The sequence below is a fragment of the Pseudomonas sp. Nvir genome (assembly GCF_963778085.1).
Taxonomy (GTDB): Bacteria; Pseudomonadota; Gammaproteobacteria; order Pseudomonadales; family Pseudomonadaceae; genus Aquipseudomonas; species Aquipseudomonas juntendi.
The window spans coordinates 2974328-2994918 of sequence record NZ_OY970405.1; the positions used below are offsets into that span (position 1 = coordinate 2974328).

General features: G+C 60.9%; 17 protein-coding genes and 3 pseudogenes. 5 read left to right on the forward strand and 15 right to left on the reverse strand.

Features of this window, described 5'->3' with window-relative positions:
• Window positions 1-31: 31 nt before the first annotated feature.
• From folE to AACG97_RS14320, 3 genes are all read right to left on the reverse strand, one after another.
• Window positions 32-592, reverse strand: a complete 561-nt coding sequence (folE, locus tag AACG97_RS14310; protein ID WP_009684855.1) for a GTP cyclohydrolase I FolE — start codon at window positions 590-592, stop codon at window positions 32-34.
• Window positions 577-990, reverse strand: a complete 414-nt coding sequence (locus tag AACG97_RS14315; RefSeq protein ID WP_197886075.1) for a thiol-disulfide oxidoreductase DCC family protein — start codon at window positions 988-990, stop codon at window positions 577-579. The genes folE and AACG97_RS14315 overlap by 16 nt, the downstream gene beginning before the upstream one ends.
• 95 nt (window positions 991-1085) lie before the next feature.
• Window positions 1086-1799, reverse strand: coding sequence for a DUF72 domain-containing protein (locus tag AACG97_RS14320; RefSeq protein WP_115294336.1), 714 nt, complete (start codon window positions 1797-1799; stop codon window positions 1086-1088).
• A gap of 209 nt (window positions 1800-2008) precedes the next feature.
• Between AACG97_RS14320 and AACG97_RS14325 the strand changes: the two genes are divergently transcribed.
• Together AACG97_RS14325 and AACG97_RS14330 are read left to right on the forward strand one after the other, a co-directional pair.
• Window positions 2009-3133, forward strand: coding sequence for a mechanosensitive ion channel family protein (locus AACG97_RS14325; protein WP_009684852.1), 1125 nt, complete (start codon window positions 2009-2011; stop codon window positions 3131-3133).
• 125 nt (window positions 3134-3258) lie between these two features.
• Window positions 3259-5613, forward strand: coding sequence for an FdhF/YdeP family oxidoreductase (locus tag AACG97_RS14330; RefSeq protein WP_225786394.1), 2355 nt, complete (start codon window positions 3259-3261; stop codon window positions 5611-5613).
• Window positions 5614-5683: 70 nt separating this feature from the next.
• On the opposite strand, the gene AACG97_RS14335 is transcribed toward AACG97_RS14330, so the two are convergent.
• From AACG97_RS14335 to AACG97_RS14380, 10 genes and pseudogenes are all read right to left on the reverse strand, one after another.
• Window positions 5684-5842 (reverse strand): hypothetical protein, encoded by a 159-nt coding sequence (locus AACG97_RS14335; RefSeq protein ID WP_009684850.1) that lies wholly within the window; start codon window positions 5840-5842, stop codon window positions 5684-5686.
• Between the two features lie 183 nt (window positions 5843-6025).
• Window positions 6026-6517: a DUF1543 domain-containing protein gene (locus AACG97_RS14340; RefSeq protein ID WP_054911546.1), complete on the reverse strand. Its 492-nt coding sequence runs from the start codon at window positions 6515-6517 to the stop codon at window positions 6026-6028.
• A 119-nt stretch (window positions 6518-6636) separates the two neighbouring features.
• The gene (locus tag AACG97_RS14345; protein ID WP_182366031.1) at window positions 6637-6981 is read right to left on the reverse strand and encodes a hypothetical protein; all 345 of its coding nucleotides are present in this window, start codon (window positions 6979-6981) and stop codon (window positions 6637-6639) included.
• Window positions 6978-7676, reverse strand: a pseudogene (locus AACG97_RS14350) (GTP-binding protein); the annotation flags it as partial. The pseudogene AACG97_RS14350 and the gene AACG97_RS14345, both read right to left, overlap by 4 nt.
• A 26-nt stretch (window positions 7677-7702) precedes the next feature.
• Window positions 7703-8044: pseudogene (locus AACG97_RS14355) on the reverse strand (SDR family oxidoreductase); the annotation flags it as partial.
• A 6-nt stretch (window positions 8045-8050) separates the two neighbouring features.
• Window positions 8051-8429 (reverse strand): annotated as a pseudogene (locus AACG97_RS14360) (MFS transporter); the annotation flags it as partial.
• Window positions 8430-8482: 53 nt separating this feature from the next.
• Window positions 8483-10906, reverse strand: coding sequence for a TonB-dependent siderophore receptor (locus tag AACG97_RS14365; RefSeq protein WP_197886070.1), 2424 nt, complete (start codon window positions 10904-10906; stop codon window positions 8483-8485).
• 108 nt (window positions 10907-11014) lie between these two features.
• Window positions 11015-11938 carry a FecR domain-containing protein gene (locus AACG97_RS14370; protein ID WP_197886069.1) on the reverse strand — a complete coding sequence of 308 codons (924 nt, stop codon included), beginning with the start codon at window positions 11936-11938 and terminating at the stop codon, window positions 11015-11017.
• Window positions 11935-12450 carry a sigma-70 family RNA polymerase sigma factor gene (locus AACG97_RS14375; protein ID WP_029886101.1) on the reverse strand — a complete coding sequence of 172 codons (516 nt, stop codon included), beginning with the start codon at window positions 12448-12450 and terminating at the stop codon, window positions 11935-11937. Before AACG97_RS14375 ends, AACG97_RS14370 begins: the two co-directional genes overlap by 4 nt.
• A gap of 597 nt (window positions 12451-13047) precedes the next feature.
• Window positions 13048-13413: a histone-like nucleoid-structuring protein, MvaT/MvaU family gene (locus tag AACG97_RS14380; protein WP_009684832.1), complete on the reverse strand. Its 366-nt coding sequence runs from the start codon at window positions 13411-13413 to the stop codon at window positions 13048-13050.
• A 216-nt stretch (window positions 13414-13629) separates the two neighbouring features.
• On the opposite strand from AACG97_RS14380, the gene AACG97_RS14385 reads away from it, so the two are divergent.
• Window positions 13630-14037, forward strand: a complete 408-nt coding sequence (locus tag AACG97_RS14385) for a DUF2946 family protein (RefSeq protein WP_009684831.1) — start codon at window positions 13630-13632, stop codon at window positions 14035-14037.
• 78 nt (window positions 14038-14115) lie between these two features.
• Entirely contained in the window at window positions 14116-16167 is a 2052-nt protein-coding gene (locus tag AACG97_RS14390) for a TonB-dependent receptor (RefSeq protein ID WP_197886482.1), read from the forward strand.
• A gap of 70 nt (window positions 16168-16237) precedes the next feature.
• Here AACG97_RS14390 and AACG97_RS14395 read toward each other — a convergent pair whose 3' ends face one another.
• Both AACG97_RS14395 and AACG97_RS14400 read right to left on the reverse strand, forming a co-directional pair.
• Window positions 16238-18289, reverse strand: coding sequence for a TonB-dependent receptor (locus AACG97_RS14395; RefSeq protein ID WP_197886481.1), 2052 nt, complete (start codon window positions 18287-18289; stop codon window positions 16238-16240).
• Window positions 18290-18701: 412 nt separating this feature from the next.
• Window positions 18702-19742: a zinc-dependent alcohol dehydrogenase family protein gene (locus AACG97_RS14400; protein ID WP_197886480.1), complete on the reverse strand. Its 1041-nt coding sequence runs from the start codon at window positions 19740-19742 to the stop codon at window positions 18702-18704.
• A 180-nt stretch (window positions 19743-19922) separates the two neighbouring features.
• Here AACG97_RS14400 and AACG97_RS14405 point away from each other — a divergent pair, with 180 nt between their 5' ends.
• Complete coding sequence (locus AACG97_RS14405) at window positions 19923-20405, forward strand: Lrp/AsnC family transcriptional regulator (RefSeq protein ID WP_144188405.1); 483 nt, start codon at window positions 19923-19925, stop codon at window positions 20403-20405.
• Window positions 20406-20591 lie beyond the last annotated feature (186 nt).

A 20591-nucleotide genomic window follows, 5' to 3' on the forward strand; every position in this document is an offset into this window, starting at 1 on the left:
TGCGCCCTCCTCCACGACTCAAAACCAAACTTCAGGTGTGTCGGCCAATCAGCGTGAGGAATTCATGCCGCGTCGTTGGCGAGTCTCTGAATTCGCCTAGCATGACCGAGGAAATCATCACCGAGTTCTGCTTTTCCACACCACGCATCATCATGCACATGTGCTTGGCTTCGATGACCACCCCAACCCCTGCCGCATCGGTCACTTCCTGCATGGCACAGGCAATCTGCCTAGTCAGGTTTTCCTGGATCTGCAAACGGCGGGCAAACATGTCCACCAAGCGCGCTACTTTGGAAAGCCCTAGTACTCGCCCTGTTGGCAGGTACGCGACATGTGCCTTCCCAATAAACGGCAACATGTGGTGCTCGCATAACGAGTACAGTTCAATGTCGCGAACGACAACCATCTCGTCATTCTGGCTTTCGAACAGCGCCCCGTTGACGATCTCACCCAAGCTCTGGGTATAGCCATTGCATAGGTATTGCATCGCTTTGGCAGCACGCTGAGGCGTATCCAGGAGCCCTTCGCGCTGCGGGTTTTCACCCACGCCAACAAGGATTTCACGATAGTGTTCGGCTAGCGAATGTGACATTTGGAGGCCTCACCTTTGCAACGTTGCCCGCCATCGGGATGGGGTAACCAGGCCAGACTTGGCCTCAAGCGACAGAACAATCTGTAAAGAACCGAAAGCACTGGACGCAACGGGCGCCACGCCAAGGGTGCTGCCCAAAAACCCAAACCGGCAGCACGCCAGGCCCACAGGGTCGCGTCCAAGCCGGTGACCCACTGCCCGTTCGCGAACCTTGCGTGCAAACAGGACCGTAGTTCCTCAATCGTCAGGCCCAGCGGTGTGGGATCGAACTCATCGCTGTCGATATCAACCAGGATGAGCTTTGCTGCCGTGCAACGCCTGCGCAGAAATGCGACCTCCCTGGCACACAATGGGCAGGCCCCGTCAAAGTAAAGCGTCAGAGGCCACTCGCAATACATGTACAAAACCTCATTCATGTACAGTTTTTTGTACAAGTTAGCTGAAGCAATAAAATACGCAATAGGCAAGGTGGTTGCGACGGCCGCAGAATGCCCTAACTCAGACACCCTTCGAGCGCCAGCGCATTTCCAAGCGCAGCACCCGAAGCCGTGTTGTCGAAGACGCACCATGTAGCCGCACCGGCAGCGTGGCTGCGCCGCAGCCGTGCAGCCAGCTGTTGCAGGTATTGTTGGGAATACTCGCTGCGGTAGATGCGCGGTTCGCCGTGCAGGCGCCAGTAGACCAAGCCTGGCCAGCCCGCGGGTTGTGCGTCGGCGCCAAAACGCGAAGGGCTCGCCGCCACTTGAGCGATATGCAAGTCGACCAGCATCGACTGCGCCGCTTGCCAACTGGCGTGCCTGGGTTCGACCGCCACCGGCCCGGCATGGCGCTGGCGCAGGCGTTCAAAGAAACGCCGGTCCCTGCCATCATCATGGGCCAGCGATGGCGGTAATTGTACGAGCAGGCAGCCAAGGCGGTCACCCAGGTGTTGGCATTGCCCAAGAAACGTATCAAGCGCTGCCTCAAAGCGTTCCAGTTGCAACTCGTGGGTGATGTGCTTGGGTAGCTTCACCGCAAAGCGGAAATCCGCTGGTACAGCGCAAGCCCAACGGGCATAGGTCGCCGGCAGGTGCGGCCGGTAGAACGAGCTGTTGATCTCGACGGCACCCAACCGCGCGGCGTAGCGCTGCAGGTGGCTGCCCTGCTGCGGGAACGCCTCGGCATACTGGCGCGGCAAGCTCCAGCCCGCGCATCCCACGTGGATCATCATGGCACTCCATGGATCGCCGTTGCTGTAATGGAGTCGCCAGGTGCACTTGTCGTTCCATGGACACTACCCTCGGCGCGCTGGCTCACCTAGCGATGACTCAGCATGCCGCCGTGCGGTTTTTGAAATCCGATCGACCGATGGCGCCGTCAGGGCATCCCATGAAAAGACCGTCATATCAATCCAGTCACCCAGGAGACCCACTGCTCATGAATGACCGCCTGATAGCCCTGTTCACCGAGACTAACTTGTTCGGCATCTCCATACTCAATTGGCTGCTGGCCATGGTGGTGGCCATCGCGACTTTCCTGGTCGCCCGCGCCGCCATCAGCTTCCTGCTGCACCGCATCCGGCGCTGGGCCGAACACGACGGCGTGCTCAGCCATGTGCTGGCCAAGGTGCTGGCCGGCACCAGCAATTCCCTGCTACTGCTCGCGTCCTTGCTGGTAGGCCTGAGCATGCTCGACCTGCCCGAGCGCTGGCTGACACGGGTCAGCAGCCTGTGGTTCGTGGTCGCCGCCCTCCAAATCGGGCTGTGGGCCAACCGCGCCATCGGCCTGGGGCTGGATCGCTACTTCGCGGGTCAACGCACCGATGGTCTTACCCAGGCCAGCGCACTGGCCACCCTGTCGGCGTGGGGGGCGCGGGTGCTGCTGTGGTCGGTGGTGGTACTGGCCATGCTGTCCAACCTGGGCGTCAACATCACTGCGTTTGTCGCCAGCCTCGGCGTCGGCGGTATCGCCGTGGCGCTGGCCGTGCAGAACATACTCGGCGACCTGTTCGCCTCCCTGTCAATCGCCGTGGACAAACCCTTCGAGGTCGGCGACTTCATCGTCATTGGCCCGTTGGCCGGCACCGTTGAACATGTGGGCTTGAAAACCACACGCATCCGCAGCCTGGGTGGCGAGCAGATCGTCATGGCCAACGCCAGCATGATCAGCAGCACGATCCAGAACTACAAACGCCTGCAGGAACGCCGCATTGTGTTTGAGTTTGGCCTGTCCTACGACTCGCCCACCGAGGCAGTGAAAAAAGCCCCTGGCATCGTTGAGGAGGCTATCAAGGCGCAATCGCAGGTGCGCTTCGACCGTGCTCATTTGCGTGGTTTTGGCAAGGAAGCGTTGGAGTTCGAGTGCGTATACATCGTCCAGGACCCAGGCTACAACCTGTACATGGACATCCAGCAGGCGATCAACTTCCACCTGCTCGACCGCTTCTCCAAAGTGGGCGCCAAGTTCGCGGTACCGGTGCGGGCGATCAAGGTCACCGCATTGCCGCAAGAAGCCAACTTGTCGGTGCCAGCGCGCGAGGGCCTGGGCATCAGGGGCGCGTGAGCGCCCACCCCATTCGCCCCCCGTTGCGTGCGCGGGGTCCCAGCCGCCCCTTGAATCGCTTCGAACTTAGAGGTTCCCCAGTACTCGTAGCGTTTAGACACACTAAATGGCAAGGCGAGGTCGACATGAAGATGATCCATGGCACATCACATTTTCGGCCCTATACCTCTGCAGCGGGCGGCTGGGGGTCGGCCCACTCCGTGCTGAATATCCTTTGGCGCGAGCAGGCACTGATCAAAGGCACAACCGCCCTGCTCAAGCTGAACAAGCCCAAGGGTTTCGCCTGCGTGAGCTGTGCCTGGGCCAAGCCAGGCGACCCTCATGCCCTGGAATTTTGCGAGAATGGTGCCAAGGCCACGGCATGGGAATTGACGTCACGACGCACCTCGCCCGATTTCTTCAGGTCCCACTCCTTGACCGAGTTGCGCGGCTGGTCGGACTTTGACCTGGAGCAGCATGGCCGGTTAACTCACCCAATGCGTTACGACAAGCACACTGATCGCTACCAGGTCGTGACCTGGGAGCAAGCCTATGAAGCCATCGGCGCGCAGTTGCGCGCGCTCAGCCCCGACGAAGTCGTTTTTTATGCATCAGGGCGCGCATCGCTGGAAACATCGTTCATCTACCAGTTGTTCGCCCGTGCCTATGGCACGAACAATCTTCCCGACAGTTCCAACATGTGCCACGAAAGTACCTCGGTTGGCCTGCAGGAAAGCATCGGGGTCCCGGTTGGCACGGTCTCACTGGCCGATTTCGAGCATACCGACTGCATTCTGTTCTTCGGGCAAAACGTAGGCAGCAACAGTCCGCGCATGCTTCACCCACTTCAGGAGGTGCGCAAGCGCAACGTCCCGATCATCACCTTCAACCCGATCCGGGAACGTGGTCTGGAGCGCTTTGTAAACCCCCAGTCCCCCACTGAAATGCTCGGTCCGCAATCCACAGTCATCAGCACTCAATACCACCAAGTGGCCATCGGCGGTGACACCGCTGCCGTCATGGGGGTGGCCAAGGCGCTTCTGGAAATGGAGGAAAGGGCCAAAAGCAACGGCGAGCCGCCGGTGCTCGATCACGATTTTCTCGCACAACATACGGACGGCCTGGGCCAGTTCATGGAGCGTGTGCAGCAATACACATGGGCTGAACTGGAGCGACGGTCCGGCCTGAGCCGAAGCGCGATGGAGGCCACGGCCACCGTTTATGCGCGCAGCGAGAAAGTGATGATCGTCTATGGCATGGGCATGACCCAGCACCGGCACGGGGTGGCCAACGTGCAGATGCTGGTGAATCTGCTATTGCTGCGCGGGAATATCGGTAAACCAGGGGCCGGTATCTGCCCGGTCAGAGGGCACTCGAACGTACAGGGCCAACGCACGGTAGGCATTACCGAGGACCCTGCGAAAGTACCAGGGGAGAAGATCGAGTCGCTGTTCGGCTTCAAGATTCCGGAGCACAAGGGTCTGGCGACGGTCGACACCTGCGAGGGCGTTCTCAATGGCAGTGTGAAGGGGTTCATCGGGCTTGGCGGTAACTTTCTGCGTGCCGTGCCCGATACCAGCCGGGTGGAACCCGCCTGGGCCCAGCTCAGCCTCAGTGTACAGATCGCGACCAAGCTCAATCGCACCCACCTGGTCCCTTGTGAAAGCACCTGGCTGCTGCCCTGCCTGGGCAGGATCGAGATCGACCGGCAGCTTGGCGTCGAACAAACCTACACCACTGAAGACAGCACCGGCTGCATCCGCGCCTGGCGCGGCCACGCCGAACCCGCAGGAGAGCAGCTGCGCTCGGAGTTGGCGATCATCGCAGAGTTGGCCCTGGCGACGCTGGGCGACACGGTCGCCATTCCCTGGGCACACTGGAAGCACGACTATGCCCTGGTTCGTGAAGCCATCAGCAAGGTTTATCCAAGTATTTTCCATGACTTCGAGACGCGGATGTGGGAGCCCGGCGGGTTCCATCGCCCGCTGGGCGTGGCACAGCGGCAATGGGCTACGCCTTCAGGGAAGGCGCAGTTCATTACCCCAGGCACGCTGGATGAAGACGACGACGTGCTGACGGGCGAAGCCGGCCGTGATGTCCTGCAACTGATGACGTTGCGCAGCAATGACCAGTTCAACACCACCGTGTACGGTTACGACGATCGCTTCAGGGGCGTAAAGGGCACGCGCAAAGTGGTGTTCCTCAACCGCAACGATATCGTCCGCCTGGGCTTCGTGCCGGGGGGCTGGGTTCGCTTGCGTACAGCTGTGGAACCGACAGTTCGCCGCGAGGCAGGCCCTTTTCAGATTATCGCCTATGACATACCGGTGGGCTGCGCCGCCGCTTACTACCCCGAGGCCAATGCGCTCGTGCCCTTGTGGCACTATGCCAAGCGAAGCAAAGTGCCCGCCGCGAAATCGGTGCCTGTCGTGCTCTTGCATGCTCGGCCCGATGCTGAAGATCTGGCACACGCCGTACCCGCAACAGATCAGGTCGTGTAGCACGCTTGAAACCGGCCCCCAGTAGCCAGGGGGCGGGCTGAAACGATGGTCATCCGTGACCCGCTGCTGCTCACAGCGCTTGGCCATCGTCCTCGATGTCTTCTTCAGCCTCTGCGGCATCCGTGGCATCAGCGTCATTCAAAGGCGGTGAACTCGGCTTTTCCGGATCGTTGATGAACGGCACGCCACTCGGTCCGTGCTCTTCATGACCTTTGGTTTCGGGTTGCATGGCAAAGCCTCCAGGCAATTGGGGTTAGCTGTAGGTGGCATGCCACTTACAGCGCTCTGTTACTCATGCGTGTGAGGGGGGAAATGCGGGGAAAATTCAACTGAGAAGCCCGCCGGCCGAATACTACGCCCAGAAACGAGCTTGACCATGCCTCAACCAGCAAGCTGACTGCCACGACCGTTATCAAAGGACAATATACTGGTTCCGGCTGCGTACCCCGGCATGCGGCCCCTCCACAAGGTGCACGAAACGCCCGCCCACCTGGTCGATGGGCAGGCAGTCATCGACATCCAGCACTGCATCGTTGTGTGCTTGCGACCAGTGCGCCATGGCCTGTTTCTTGCCTTTTGCCATGGCCTCCCGTTTGTCCCTGGCGACCACCAGCAGATAGTCGTGCGCCTCGCCAAAGGCCTGGGCGTCGTACCCGCCCAGGTTGATGAAGTAGAGCCGCAGGGATTCAGGCGACGGCGCCAGCGGGCTGAGCTCGACGCGCCAGTTGTCAACCCCATCGACGGCCATCCAGGCATCGACGTGCACGCCTTTGGGGCTGCCAAACCAACCGTCCCGTAGTTGCGGGTATGCCTGCTCCAGCGTATCCGCGGCCGCAAACACAATGTCGTGAACCTCAATCTTTGCCTGGGGGTGTTTGCCCCCAAGCAGCACCACGAAAAGCATCTAGTCGTCCACCTTGGTAAAAGTTCACCGAGCGCCGGCAGGCGCCAGGCTCCGTATCAGATCGGTTCGGCGCTGAACGCTGGCAAGGTTCGCGGCCCTGGCGGCGCGGTGAAAGGCCTTCACGGCTGCGCCACCAGCCGGTCGTACCAGGCAGCATAAGGGGTGTTGGTAGCCTTGTAGCGGTTGTAATCAGGGCTACCGTCATCCCACCACACCGGCCCACGCTCGCCTAATGCAACCTTGGCATCATTGACCGCTGCCTTGGCCCGCTTCAAAGCGGCTGCATCGTCGCAGGCTTTTGCCTGCTTCACGGCCCGCCGCGCCTCCATCAACGCGCCCACCAGGTGCTGGCGCGCTTCGTCTGCAAGCGCAGGGTTGCTGCAGCGCCAGAGCTGGCCGTTGACGACGAAATAGCGCCCGTCCGGCGTGCGTGGGTATTTGGCGCCGGTCTGCGACCGGCTCATTTACCCGCCCGCAAAAAATCAGCCCACTTGCGCACCAGGTAATTATGCTCATCCATCACCGAGTTCCAGACCCTGATACGGCCCACACGCTCGGCGTAGGCGCCCCCTTCGCGTAGCTGCCCAGGCTCGATCAGCGGTTCGCCATCACTGCCCAGCAACTGCTCGCGGGCTGGCTTGCCCTCGTACCAGTAATCCCACTCAGCCGCCGACAGGTGATCGCGCGCGCGCAGTGGATTGGAAATGTAGAACCCTTGCCGGGCCATCATCGCGCCTGGCCAACCTGCCAACCACCAGTTCAGGTAGGCATAGGCCGCATCTTTCACCCCACCCTCAACGGCACGGGACAACGACAGGCCACCAAACCAGCCACGGTAACCCTCCCTGGGCACGGCCTGGCGGTACTGAATGCCTTCGCGGTGCAGCTGCATCAAGGCAGGCGACCAGACACTCTCGATGTGCACCAGGCGCGAGCGCCGCGCCTGCCCTGGCCACTGGCGAAGATGCACAGGCGGATGCAGGCAGTGCTGTACGCCGTGAATGACGATAGGTTGTTCATCATCGATCACATTCAAGATCCCTTTGACCCGCAGAATTCGGTCTCCGTGGCATCTTAGCAGCATCGACAACCAAACCCCGAAGGCAAGCCAGTCCAGCGGTATGTCGTACTCCAGTGCACACACCTGGGCGCCGCCGTGGTGCGGCTGCCCACACATGGCTCACCTCAAGGCATTACATCGCCGGGATTGGGGTTAAGGGTTTGCCCGACGAACAGGTTGCCGCCAGGCTCGCTCGCCAACAGCACGGCGATCGGTGCCACTTCTTCAGCCTTGCCGAAGCGGCCCAACGGCAGCTCCTTGGCCTTGGCAACCTTCCACGCCTGGCTGATCCCCTTCACCAGCGGGGTTTCAAAACGGATGCCCCTGGGGGCAAATTCCACCGCCAGGGAGCGGCACAGCCCGGGCACCCCAGCCTTGGCCGCTGCGTAATGCGCGTGGTCCTGCCAGCCATACACGCCACCGGCAATCGACGAAATGGCCACCAGTGCGCCGCCTTCCCCGGCAACTCCTGGTTATTTGACTGAAAGAGGTTCGACATGCCGGGCGGCAAGCATGATCAAGCCCGACAGGAAGCAAGGCAGCGCGCCGAACCAGAGCGCCGCGCTGTGCCATTCACCGCCAGTGGACAAAACGCTGGTAATCCCCAGCCCGGCGACGATGGCGCCGATCGGCCCCATGGCATGCACGATGGCGCCGGCCAATTCGGTCACCCAGCCAACCGTGAACCAGGTAGCCGATGAAGCCCACCAGGTTGGACAACACCAGGATCCACAAGGAGTTCTCGAACGACAGCTTGTGAACACTCACGATCACCGACGTGCCCAGCACGCTGAACACCTGGATAGCCGACCAGTTCAGCAGGATCGCCAGGCTCAAGAACCTGACGCGCCGGGCTATCTGCAAAGGCTGGCCTGAGGCGTCGGCGGGCCTGCACCCTCCCCGCGTTAAAAAGCGTACCGGGTGCTGAACATGACATTGCGTGGCTCACCGTAGTAGCCGGTGAAGAAGGTCGGGTCCAGGGCGCTGAAATACTGCTTGTCGAACACGTTGTTGACAATGACAGAAGCGCTCAGCTGCCGGGTGATGTCATAACGCGCCATCACGTTGAACACGGCATACTGTTCCTGCGTCGCCTTGCCCTGGCTCGTCGTCACGCTCATGCCACTTTGCCAGTTCAGGCCCCCGCCGATGGTCAATGGGTTCAGGTCCCCTTGAAGACGGTAGGTCGTCCAGAGCTTTATCAAGTTAGCCGGTGCTTCGGTTCTGATGCGCTCATGGTCGGCATCCTTGGTAACGCTATGGCTGTAGCTTGCGCTGACATTCCAGTCCGGGAGCACTTCGCCAAAGATTTCCATGTCGATACCGCGCGTTTTCGCGCCGGCCACCGCGCGGTAGGCCGACTCGCGCACCGTGCCTTCCACGGTTTCGCCCGTGGGAACCCCCAGGTTGTCCTGTTTTATTTCATAAAGGGCAATGGCCGTGTTGACGCGGCCGTCGAAGAACTCGCTTTTCAGGCCAACTTCGTAGTTGTCCCCTTCCCTCGGCTCCAGGTTCCTGCCGTTTTGCTCTCGTAGGGCTTGAGGCTTGTAGATCGTCGTGTAGCCGGCGTACACCGAATGAATGTCGTCGAGGTCATACACCACCCCGGCATAAGGCGTTATGAAGCCGCTTTCACGGCTTTCGGCAGTGCTGGACGAACGCGTGTAAGGCGGGTTGTAGATGGCTTTCTTCTTGTAGCTGTAGTCACCGACACGGGCACCGACAATCAGCGACAGATCGTCCGCCGGCTTGAAGCGTGCCACCATGTACGCCGCATCCTGGCGAATCGTGGTGTCGTCGTTCATCAGTTTACCGACCGATGTCGGCCGCTCGGTGTCGTTGTCCCAGCTATGGATATTGGCCGGGCGCATCTCCAGGTCGTCATCGTCCGGGTCGCTGTAGTCCTTAAACTGCGAAGCGCTCAGGCCCAATACCAGTTCATGCTCGCGGCCCAGGAACTGGAACGGCCCCTGGGCCATGGCGTCGAGACCCAATTGGCGCTGGGAGCCATAGCCATCTCCCCCGTAAAGGTAGGCGCCCTCACCTGTTTCACGGTCAGGTGCCCCACCACTGAGCGAAGCCAGCGAATAGTCACGGGTGCTGTACATGTTGTTCACGGCCAGCTTCAGTTTCCAGTCGTTGGCCAGGCCGTGCTCAAGGGTCGCGAAAGTATTGAGCGTGTTCTGCTGGCGATAGCTCCAGCGTGCCCCGGCGTTGATGGAGCGTGGGAAGTCAGTCTGCCCGCCGTCGCTGTAGAACAACGGAAAGCTGGCGAAGGATACGCCACGCGGGTCATTCTTCTGGTAGTCGAAACCGACCGTCAGCAGCGTACTGTCGGTGAGGTCAGCTTCCAGAACGCCGTAATACGTTTGCTTCTCCTGCTGGTAGTGGTCGATGAAGCTGTTGCCCTGCTGGTAAGCCATGACAGCGCGGCCGCGCAAGCGCGCATCGGTGGTCAGCGGGCCAGACACATCCACTTCGGTGCGATACGTGTCCCACGAGCCTGCGCCGGCACTGACCGAGCCCTGGAACCCGGCGGTTGGCCGCTTGCGGACCAGGTTGACACTGCCAGAGGGGTCGCCGGCACCGGTCATCAAACCGGTGGCGCCCCTGACGATTTCGACCCGGTCATAGACCGAGGTATCGATCAGGCTCTGCGGGCTTGCGCTGGTTTGCACGATCAAGGTGGTCGGGATGCCATCGAACTGGTAACTGTCCAGGGCATACCCACGCGAATAGATGTTCACGCGTTCACTGTCGATGTTCTGCACGGAAAGGCCTGGCGTCTGTTTCAGCACATCGCTTAGTGTGGTGAGTTGCTGGTCTTCCATGCGCTGGCGTGTCATCACGCTGACCGTTTGCGGGGTCTCGCGCAATGACAAGGCAAGCTTGGTGGCGGCGTTGGTGGCACCCGTGGTGTAGGCGCCGGTCCCTTCCGTGATGGCGCCCAGGCCTGCTGCATCGATGGTGGTAGCGCCCAGCTGCAGGGCCCCGCCGGGTTCCATGCTGGCGAGTACGAACCGTTTTTCGCCAGCCTGCACAATGCGCAACCCGCTGCCCTGAAGCACGTGGGCGAAACCTTGCTCCACCTCGTAGCTACCGTGCAGCCCTGGCGAGCTCAAGCCCGCTGTTTGTTCCGAGCTGAAGGTGATCATCACGCCACTGGCGGCAGCGAGCTGACTCAAGGCGGCAGCCAACGTGCCAGCGGGGATGTCATAGTCGATCGGTTTGGCCCAGGCAGGCGTCACCGCCAATACGGCGCCAGCAAAGCACAGGGCCCGTGCTGTGGGTTGGCCGCAAAGGCCAGAAAAGAGGGGGCGTACTTGCATGAAAGGTTTCCTGTCAGCGTTGGCAATGGGTGCGTCTGATGCGCACATGCAGGTAGAGCCGAAACAGGAATGAAAATCTGTTACCCCTCTATGCAGAAAAATTCACCGTCATGCCGCCTGGCGTTCCAGCCTTACCCAGTAACGGGTCAGGCGGCGGACCCGAACCGGCAGTGAGGCCTCCAGGTTGGCCAGCGCGCCCTCGGTATCGTCGAGCAGAAAAGTACCGGAGAGCCGCAGGCCGGCGATATCAGGCGAGCAGCTCAGCACACCGTGGCGATAGCGGGAGAGCTCGGCCAGTACCGCATCCAGGCGCCAGTCCACGGCAACCAGCATGCCGCGCGCCCACGCAGAGCCCTGTTCTGGCGCTGGCTGCAGGGGGCCTATGGTGGTTGCGCTGAAGCTCACGGCCTGCCCCGCTTCGGCGCGCAGTGCCTGGCCGAGGCCCAGTTGCGGCCTGACCCGCACGGCATGCGCTTGCACGGCAACCCGGGTAGTGCCATCGTCCTGACGCACCGTGAATCGGGTGCCGAGCGCCTCGACACGCCCCTGCGCAGTCTGCACGCTAAGGGCGCGAGGATCTTTTGCGGTATCGACCAGAATGGCACCTTGGCGCAACACGATCAGCCGTTGCTGGGCATCGAACAGCACATCCACCCGCGTGGCGGTATCCAGCACCAGTACACTGCCATCGGCCAGCGTCAGCCGCTGCCGTTGGCCGACGCTCGTGCTGTAGTCGGCTGCAAAAGGCGAAGCCCGGTAGCCTGCCCAGCCGGTTGCACCGACCCCAAGCAGCACGACCAGCTGTTTGAGTACCGCCCTTCTATGCTGGCGTGCCTGCTCGATGGTGGTGGAGACCACGCCAGCGGGTGCCAGGCTCAAACGTTGTTGCAACCGCTCTACACGCTGCCAGGCTTGTGCATGCACGGGGTCGGCATCCAGCCAGGCCTGCCATTGCGCGCGGGTGGCCTGGGTGGCGCTGCTGTCATTGAGGCGAACATGCCATTCAACCGCCTGGGCCAGTACCTGGTTCATTCGCCGTCCATCAACAGGCAGTGCATCAGGCCCTTGGCCAGGTGCTTGCGCACGGTGCTGACCGACACATTGAAACGCTCGGCGGTCTTCTCATACGTCAGCCCATCCAGTTGCACAGCAAGGAATATTTGCCGTGTACGCAGCCCCAGGCCGTCGAGCATGCGGTCTATGGCCAGCAGGCTTTCCAGAATGATTGCCCGGGTTTCGGCACAGGGCGCATGAACGTCCGGCCTGGACGCCAATGCTTGCAGGTACGCCTGCTCCAGGCTGCGGCGGCGATACAGGTCGATGACCAACCCCCGCGCGATGGTCGCCAGGTAATGACGCGGTTGCTGCAGCGAATGGGCAGTGCGCGCGACCATTACGCGTACGAACGTGTCCTGGGCAAGATCGGCAGCATCCGCCGAATTACTCAAGCGTTGGCGCAACCAGCCACGTAGCCAACCGTTGTGATCCTGATACAGCCTGTGCAGGTGTTGATGGTGCGTCGTTTCCGTGACCGATCCGGACATCTTGTTACCCACGCGAAAACGAGAATACGAATTCATCGCGATTGTAATGGGCTTGTATCTCGCTGGGAAGCTGTGCACCACCGCTAGCGGGTAGTTCACTTCAGTGTGAGTAATACCCAATGGGGCTGCTGCGCAGCCAATCGCCGGCAAGCCAGCTCCCACGGGGATCGCATCAGGGCTGACAGGTGTTTGCCACAAGGTATGCAGCGCCTGTTAGAGCGAGCGCCGCCCGCGCGGCGCATCGCGAGCTGCGCTCGCTCCTACGTTTGTTTCGGGCCAATTATTCCTGTGGGATTTGCGCGCGAACGCCTTGGCGCATGCCTCAAAATCGCGTCGTACGAACAAGGCGGCCGCGCGCATCTGGCACAGGGGTTACTGGCCCGAAACAAACGTAGGAGCGAGCGCAGCTCGCGATGCGCCGCGCGGGCGGCGCTCAATCTCACAGGCACTGAAGATGCAGCGGCTACCCTTGCCAGAAACCATAGAATCTCCCACAGGACCATGCAATGCTTGAGGGCTGTGCTGTTCCTGTGGGAGCTGGCATGCCGGCGACGGGGCACAGAACGCCCCCACTTGATCAGTTGTGCGCGGTACGAGTTAGCGGGCGACCCAACTTTCGACTTCATCAGCGCCGTATTGCTGCTTCCACTCTTTCAACTGGCGGTGATTGCCGCCTTTGGTCTCGATAACTTCGCCAGAGTGCGGGTTCTTGTATTGCTTGACCTGTCGGGCACGACGCGGTGCTTTCGCTGTGGCAGCAGGTGCTGACTGACGGTTGGCCTGCGGATCGAGCAAATTGATGATGTCCCGCAGGCTGTATCCATATTCGGCGAGCAGGTCGCGTAGTTTTGTCTCAAACTCGATTTCTTTTTGCAGCTCGGACGAGCCTTTGAGCGCTTCAAGTTCAGCCAATTGCTGGGCCAGTTTTTGTTCAAGCTGACGAAACTCTGCCAGACGCGACATGTACTTACTCCGAAATGGGTGGGGTGCTAGTTAGAGAATCCTAACGCGGTTCAAGTTCAAACCCAAATGACAATGAGCTCCAGCCCTGCGCAAGTTCTGTAATGGCGCCAGACACGACGGCGATCATTAGCGCATGCGACAAAATAGCGCGTCACGGAACTTGAACTGCCCGTCACCGATACGGCTTAATGCGCGCGACGTTTTCATGGGTGATTCATGCTTTCAAGAGCGCGTGCGCATCTCTGTCTGTTCGCCTGCTTCGCCGTGCTGTTCAACCTGCTGGCGATGCCGCTCGACCGTGCCTTGCAAACACCCCGCGTCGACAGCCAATCCCTGATTCTCGGTAGCTTTTGCAGCCTGCACGGTGCACAGAGCCTGCCCAAGTCACTGCTGGCCCAGCTCAAGGCCGAGTTGCCACAACTCGATGAACAGCCGGACACGAAACACCAGGCGGGCGACTGCTGCTGTGGCCATGCCGGGCATAGCCTGCTGGCCAGCGACTACTATCGCCACCTGTTCCCGCGGTTCTGGCCCGATGCGCTTCTGCTCGGTGACAGCCACAGGTTGCCACTGCCGCGTGAGCAGTGGCCAAAGCTCAACCCCCGCGCCTCTCCCCTGGCCTGACCCGTCGCTGATTGCCAACAGCTGCCCCGTGACCTGCGGTGCGCAGCCCTGCCCGACTGTCTAGCCAGGAAACTTTCCATGCCTGCGTTCCGTTGTACCGCACGTGCTGCCTTGCCCGTGCTCGCTTTGTTCAGCCTCAGCCCCCTGACACTGGCCGTGGCCGAAACACTGCCTGCTGAAAACTCCACCCTCACCCTTGGCGCGGTCAACGTGACCAGTACCGAAAGCGGCCCGCTGGCCACCAGCAGCGTGCTCAGCTCGGTGGACATCCTGGGCGGAGACATCCTCGAGAAAATGCCGGCGGCCTACAGTTGGGAGCTGTTCAGGCGCGCGCCCGGGGTGTTGCTGACCGAATTCAACCAGGGCACCACCTCGGGTAAGCTGTCGTTTCGCGGCTTCAATGGCGAAGGCGAAGTGAACGCCGTGAAGTTGCTGATCGATGGCATCCCCAGCAACACCAACGACGGCAACATGCCCTTCATCGACTCGGTGTTTCCCATGGACATCGACAGCATCGAGGTGGTGCGTGGTACCAGCGATCCACGCTACGGCCTCAACAACATCGCCGGTAACGTCAATATCCACACCCGCACCGGGGGCAACTACAACAAGGCCCGCCTGCGCTACGGCAGCTTCAATACGCGTGAGGTGCAACTGGCCAAGGGCATCGAGACCAGCAATTGGACGCAGAACTACTTCTTCGCTCGCCAGCAGGTTGATGGCTACCGTGACCATGCCGATACCGAGCGCTACAGCTTCGGCGGCAAATGGTTCTATACCCCCGACGATGGCAGCTACCGCCTTGGTCTGATTGCCCGTCACTACGAGTCAGAAGCTCAGGAGGCGGGCTACCTGACCGAGGATGACGCCCGCCACCATCCGCGCATGAGCAATGACTACAACGCCACGGACAAGGGGACGCGGCGGATGAACCAAGTCAGCGTGCACTTCGATACCGACCTGGCCGACACCTTGTCGTGGTCAGCCAAGACCTACCTCAATACCTTCGACGATCGTCGCTGGACTCAATACTGGCGTACCAGCTCGCAACAGGAACGAGACACCTACGAAGACCAGTACGGTGCCATTACCTCGTTGACCTGGCGGCCACAGGTGGACTGGCTGCACGCCTTCGCGCTGGAAGGTGGCAGCGATGTGCAAAAGCAACAGAACCGCAGCGAGCGCTATCGCACCGTGGAGCGTGTACGCCAGGCGCAGACACGCGAACAGGACTTCGCCTTCAACACGGTCGGTGCCTACGTGCAGGCGGAGATCGAGCCGCTCCCATCGTTGAAGATCGTGCCGGCCTACCGGGTGGACAAGATCAGCGGTGACTTCACCAACAAGATGACCGGGCAGGACTACGACATCAACGACTACGGGCTGATCAAGCAGCCCAAGCTCAGCATTGTCTATTCGCCATGGAAGTTTGCCAGCGTCTACGCCAACTGGGGCCGCACCTTCCAGGTCGGGACCGGCGCCGCAGCCTACAAGGTGCCGCCGCGCAATGAGGACCTGGCCCCTTCGATCAACGAAGGCTGGGAAACCGGCGTCAAGTTCACCCCGGCCAGCTGGGTCGATGGCCGCGTGGCGTACTGGCGTCAGGACGCCTCTGGCGAAGTGAGCCGTCGCCTGAACGACCCCAGCGGGGAGTCGGACAATGTTGGTGAGACACGGCGCTGGGGCTACGACCTGCAGGTCAACCTGCACCCGAGCGAACGCACCGAGATGTGGATGTCGTACTCATGGCAATATTCGAAGATCCTCGAGCCGAGTAGCGCCCTGCCTGGCAGCAAAGGCAAAGAGATCGACCATGTGCCGCACCACCTGTGGAATACCGGCATCAACTACCAGGCCACGCCTGCCCTGCAACTGAGCGCCTGGGCAAACGGCCAGACCCACTACTACCTGGAGCGCGAGAACACCCAAGGCACCTACGGTGGCTATGTGTTGCTGAACCTGGGGGCAACCTACCAGGTCAGTGCGTCGATGAGCGTGGACCTGCAGCTGAAAAACCTGACCAACCGCTATTACGAGTACGCCTGGTACGACCCGGATGGGGCGCACGCTTCGCTGCACGCCCCCGGTGACGGGCGCGCACTCTATGCCGGTGTGACGTTCGACTTCTGATGGCAAAGCGGGCTGGCCACGGTGGCCCCGAGCAGGCGAGCAGACGCTCGCCTGTGGCACGGCCAGCCTGTTACAGGCTCATGTTCAACGACACGAATGCCGAACGGCCTGGGGCGGGCGAGAACATCGGCTGGTCGTTGCCGCCCCAGAAGAAGTTGTCGTACCAGACATATTCATATTCGCGGCCCAGCAAGTTCTTCACCTGCAGATCCACGCTGGTGGACGGGGTGATCCGGTAACTCACGCTGGCATCCACGACCACGAAGCCACCGTACTTGCCCTGCTCGTTGAGCTCATCGATGTAGTAGCTACCCTGTGCCCGCCCCTGCGCGCCGAACTTCCAGTCGTCATTGTAGCGGTACTCGACGCCCACATTGCTGATGTAACGAGGGGTGGAAAACACTTCTTTTCCTGACAGCGACTGGCCGTTGGCAGCCAGGCCCTTGACCACTTTCGCCTCCTGAACCGCGTGGGACGCCCAGACCGTCCACTGTTCATCCAGCTGTGCGCTGATCTGCATGTCCACGCCGCGGCGGCGGGTTTCGCCGAGCCCCACCGTGGTACCGGTGCTGGGCATGTTCGCGACTTCATCGGTCGCATCCTGCTGCCACAGCGCAAGCCGCGCCTGGGCACCCGGGAACGGCTGGAATTTCACCCCAACCTCCTTGCCCGTGTTGATGGACGGGTCGTACGAGGCTTGCCCCGGTAGCAGGTAAGCCGGTTCCGCCGATCCGGTGAGCACCTGGAAGGTGCGCCCCCAATTGGCGTAAACGTCGATTTCGGGGGTGAGGCTGTAGATCACGCTGAGTTTCGGTTGGCGGATCCAGCCATAGTCCTGCAGGGATGCCTTGGCGCCGCCGAGCACCTCGGTGTTGCCGGAGAATTTATCCACCCGCATGGCAGGGATGATCTTCAGCGCATCGGTAGGCTGAATGACCGCCTGCACGTACCCGCCGATATTGCGCAGGGTGTAAGCGTCGTCATTTTGCACGCGCGCCGGCGGCGCGTCGAAGTCGGTTGGTACACCGTAGTTGTAGCGCAGGCGACGGTACAGGTTGTCCTGCTCTTCGTAGTTGATGCCGCCATCGAGCGTCAGCAACTCGTTGGCGCGCCAGGTGAGGTTGCTGAGCATGCCGCGCTGCTGCTCGTCCCACTGGCGTCGCTGGCGAGGTGCGTTGCCAGGCCGGTAATCGGTGAAAGTGACAGTGCGGTCATCGTTGTAGCTGTTGTAGTACAGCTTGCTGCTCAAGCTAAGGTCATCGGCCAGCTGCCAGTCACTGTGCACGCTCACCTGCTTCATGTCGCGGTCGTCACCATCATTGCCGTTCTTGGCAGGTGACTGGGTACGGCTGGCGTGCAGTTGGTCACGGGTGAGGAAGCCCGGCTCCTGGGCTTGGTGATGATAAAGCCGGGCAATCAGCCCGACACGGAAGGTCTGGTCATCGTTGTTGACAAACCATTTGCCGCCCAACGCATATTTGTTCGAGTTGCTGTGGTCGCGGTAGCCGTTGCTGTCTTGCTTGGCGAGCATGTAGTTCTGGGCGAAGTTGCCCTCCTCGTGGCCGACTGCCAACTGCACTTCACGGGTATCGAAGCTGCCGTAGGTCACCCGGCTATCGACATAGTTGCCGCCCTGGCGTGTGGCAAAGTTGATGTTGCCACCGATATTGTGCAGCCCATAACGCGGGTCGTTGGTACCGCGCACCACCTCGATGTATTCGATGTCCAACGGGAAAATCATGTCGATGAAGCGCTGGTTGCCGCTGTTGACGTTGCTTGGCACGCCATCGATCAACGTCTTGATGCCGTTGATGTAGCCCTCGCCGTTGAACGCACGGAAACTGACCTTGCCAGACTCTGCACCTTGGCCGGTTTCGGTCAACTGGATGCCTGGCATCTGCCCCAACAGCTGCCAGCTGTTCATCACGTTCTTGTCGCGCACCTGGTCGCTGCCAAGAACGTCGACCGAGGTCAGCACGTTTTCGGTGCTCAAGGCTACGCCAGCGGTCTGTGTGATGTTCACGTCACCGAGCGTGATGGTCGAGGTGCCGGTCTGTCCGGCGACAAGGTCAGGTGTGAACATTACCGTGAAAATGGCAAACGATGCTTGGGGGAATCGCATGGAGAGTCCTGAGTCGGGCGTGGGTTGTTGTGTGGCAGACAAATGCGCGGCAAGGCCAAAGGCCAGTGCCGTGATGATTTATGTTATACCATAACCTTTCGCGCCACTAGCGTTGACTGCTGTCCACATACCCCCACCCGGTATCGCGTGAGCCCATTCCAGCAGAAGCTACCCGGTTCGAGCGGATTCGAGCTTGGGCAGCAGCATGAGGCCCCACCCATACATCCCACCCAGCGGGATCACAAGGTCGGCACCTTTTTTTGACTCATTTTTCACAAGCGATGGGCGATCGTTGAGCCATCCCTACGTGTGATAGCAGTTCCCATTGGCCCGTCTAGCAGCGGGCTATCTTTTGCCCGCGATTCAGGCCAGCGCCGGCAGTAACCCGTGCCAGCCCACCGTTGCTGGTGTATCAGAACTCGGTAATCACGGTCACACCCGCTGTATCGAAGCGGTCCATGTTCATCAACGCGTCGATGGACTGCGCCAGGTTGATGGTCTTGCCCACCAACTTTTCAGGGGCCAGCTTGCCCGAACCGATCATCTCCATCATGGCATCGTACCGATGCGCTTGCATGCCATGGCTGCCGTAGATCTCCAGCTCATGGGCAATCACCTTGCTCATGGGGATCGCAGGCTGGGCGTGGTCTGCCAGCATCAGCCCGACTTGTACATGCCGGCCGCGACGGCGCAGGTTGTTGATGGAGTTGAAGCACGTGGTCGGGTGGCCCAATGCGTCCAGCGACACATGTGCGCCGCCCCGGGTGATTTCCATCACCGCCTCCGTCACGTCCGCTACCTGACTGGCGTTGATGGTGGCCACGGCGCCCAGTGCCCGCGCCAGTGCCAGCTTGTCATCCGCGATATCGATTGCAACCACGTTGGCACCGATGGCCTGGGCGATCATCACCGCCGAAAGGCCCACGCCACCGCAGCCATGCACCGCGACCCACTGGCCTGCGCCGACCCTGCCCTGGTCCACCACCGCGCGGAATGAAGTGACGAAGCGGCAACCCAGGCTGGCTGCAGTCGCATAGTCCATGGCTTCCGGCAGGGCCACCAGGTTCAGGTCAGCCTGATGGATACCCACGTATTCAGCGAAAGAACCCCAGTGGGTAAAGCCGGGCTGGAACTGGGTGTAGCACACCTGCTGATTGCCACTGTGGCACTGCGCACAGGCGCCACAGCCGCCTACGAACGGAACGGTTACCCGGTCACCCACCTTCCACTGGGTCACATCGCCGCCTACGGCGGCGACCACGCCTGCCAGCTCATGGCCTGGAACGTGGGGCAGCTGTATGTCCGGATCGTGGCCTTTCCAACCATGCCAGTCGCTTCGGCACACGCCTGTGCCTTTGACTTCAATCACCACACCATGCCGCTCCGGGCTTGGATCGGCGATATTCATCAAGCGCGGTGGCTGAGAAAAGGCTTCGTAGACGACAGCTTTCATGACGTTTACCCCTGCTGAAAACGGTTGGATGAGTCGTGCTTCCGGCAGCGCCCGAGCAGCGCTTTTCGGCGGCTATCAGTATGAAGAAAACGGCTGAAATTACCTTTCAGAGTTCGGTTGACATGGGTGCGCAAGTGAAATAAACCTTCAGAAAGCTCATTGATTGTGAAGGATTGGCGCATGGCCGACGCACTGGACAAAGTAGACATTGCAATAGCGGACAGGCTGCAACGTGACGGCAGGCTGTCGAACGTCAAGCTGGCCGAGCAGTTGTGCCTGAGTGAGGCATCATGCTGGAGGAAACAGAAGCGGCTGGAAGCGAGCGGCGTGATAGAGGGCTACCAGGCCATACTCAACCGCAAGAAGCTGGGTTTGGGGGTGATGGCGTTCGTGCAGATTTCCTGCACCGACCACAGCGAAGAGGCGACCGCGAAGTTCGAAAAGATCATCGCGGCGGCTCCGCAGGTGCTGAGCTGCCACAACACCACGGGCGAAGCCGACTTCCTGCTTCAAGTTGTCGCCCAGGACCTGGACAGCTATAGCCGCTTCATCGACAAGGTGCTGCGCAAGTTGCCCGGCGTGGCGAGTATCAGGTCCAACCTGTCGTTGCGCGAGATGAAAACAACCAACCAGTTCCCCGTGGCCGAACTCCTGAGCCTTTGATCAGGCCCTTGGGGTACTGGACGGCAACTCGCCGAAGCGCCGGCGGTACTGCTCGCTGAATGCCTTGTTGATACGGTCTTCCAGTGAATCGATCATCACCAGCCCGCCCCCGCCGGAGTAAACCCCTTTTGGCGTGTGGATGGTCGCGCTGCCTTGTAGCTGGGTGCTGACCAGCAAAAACGAGGT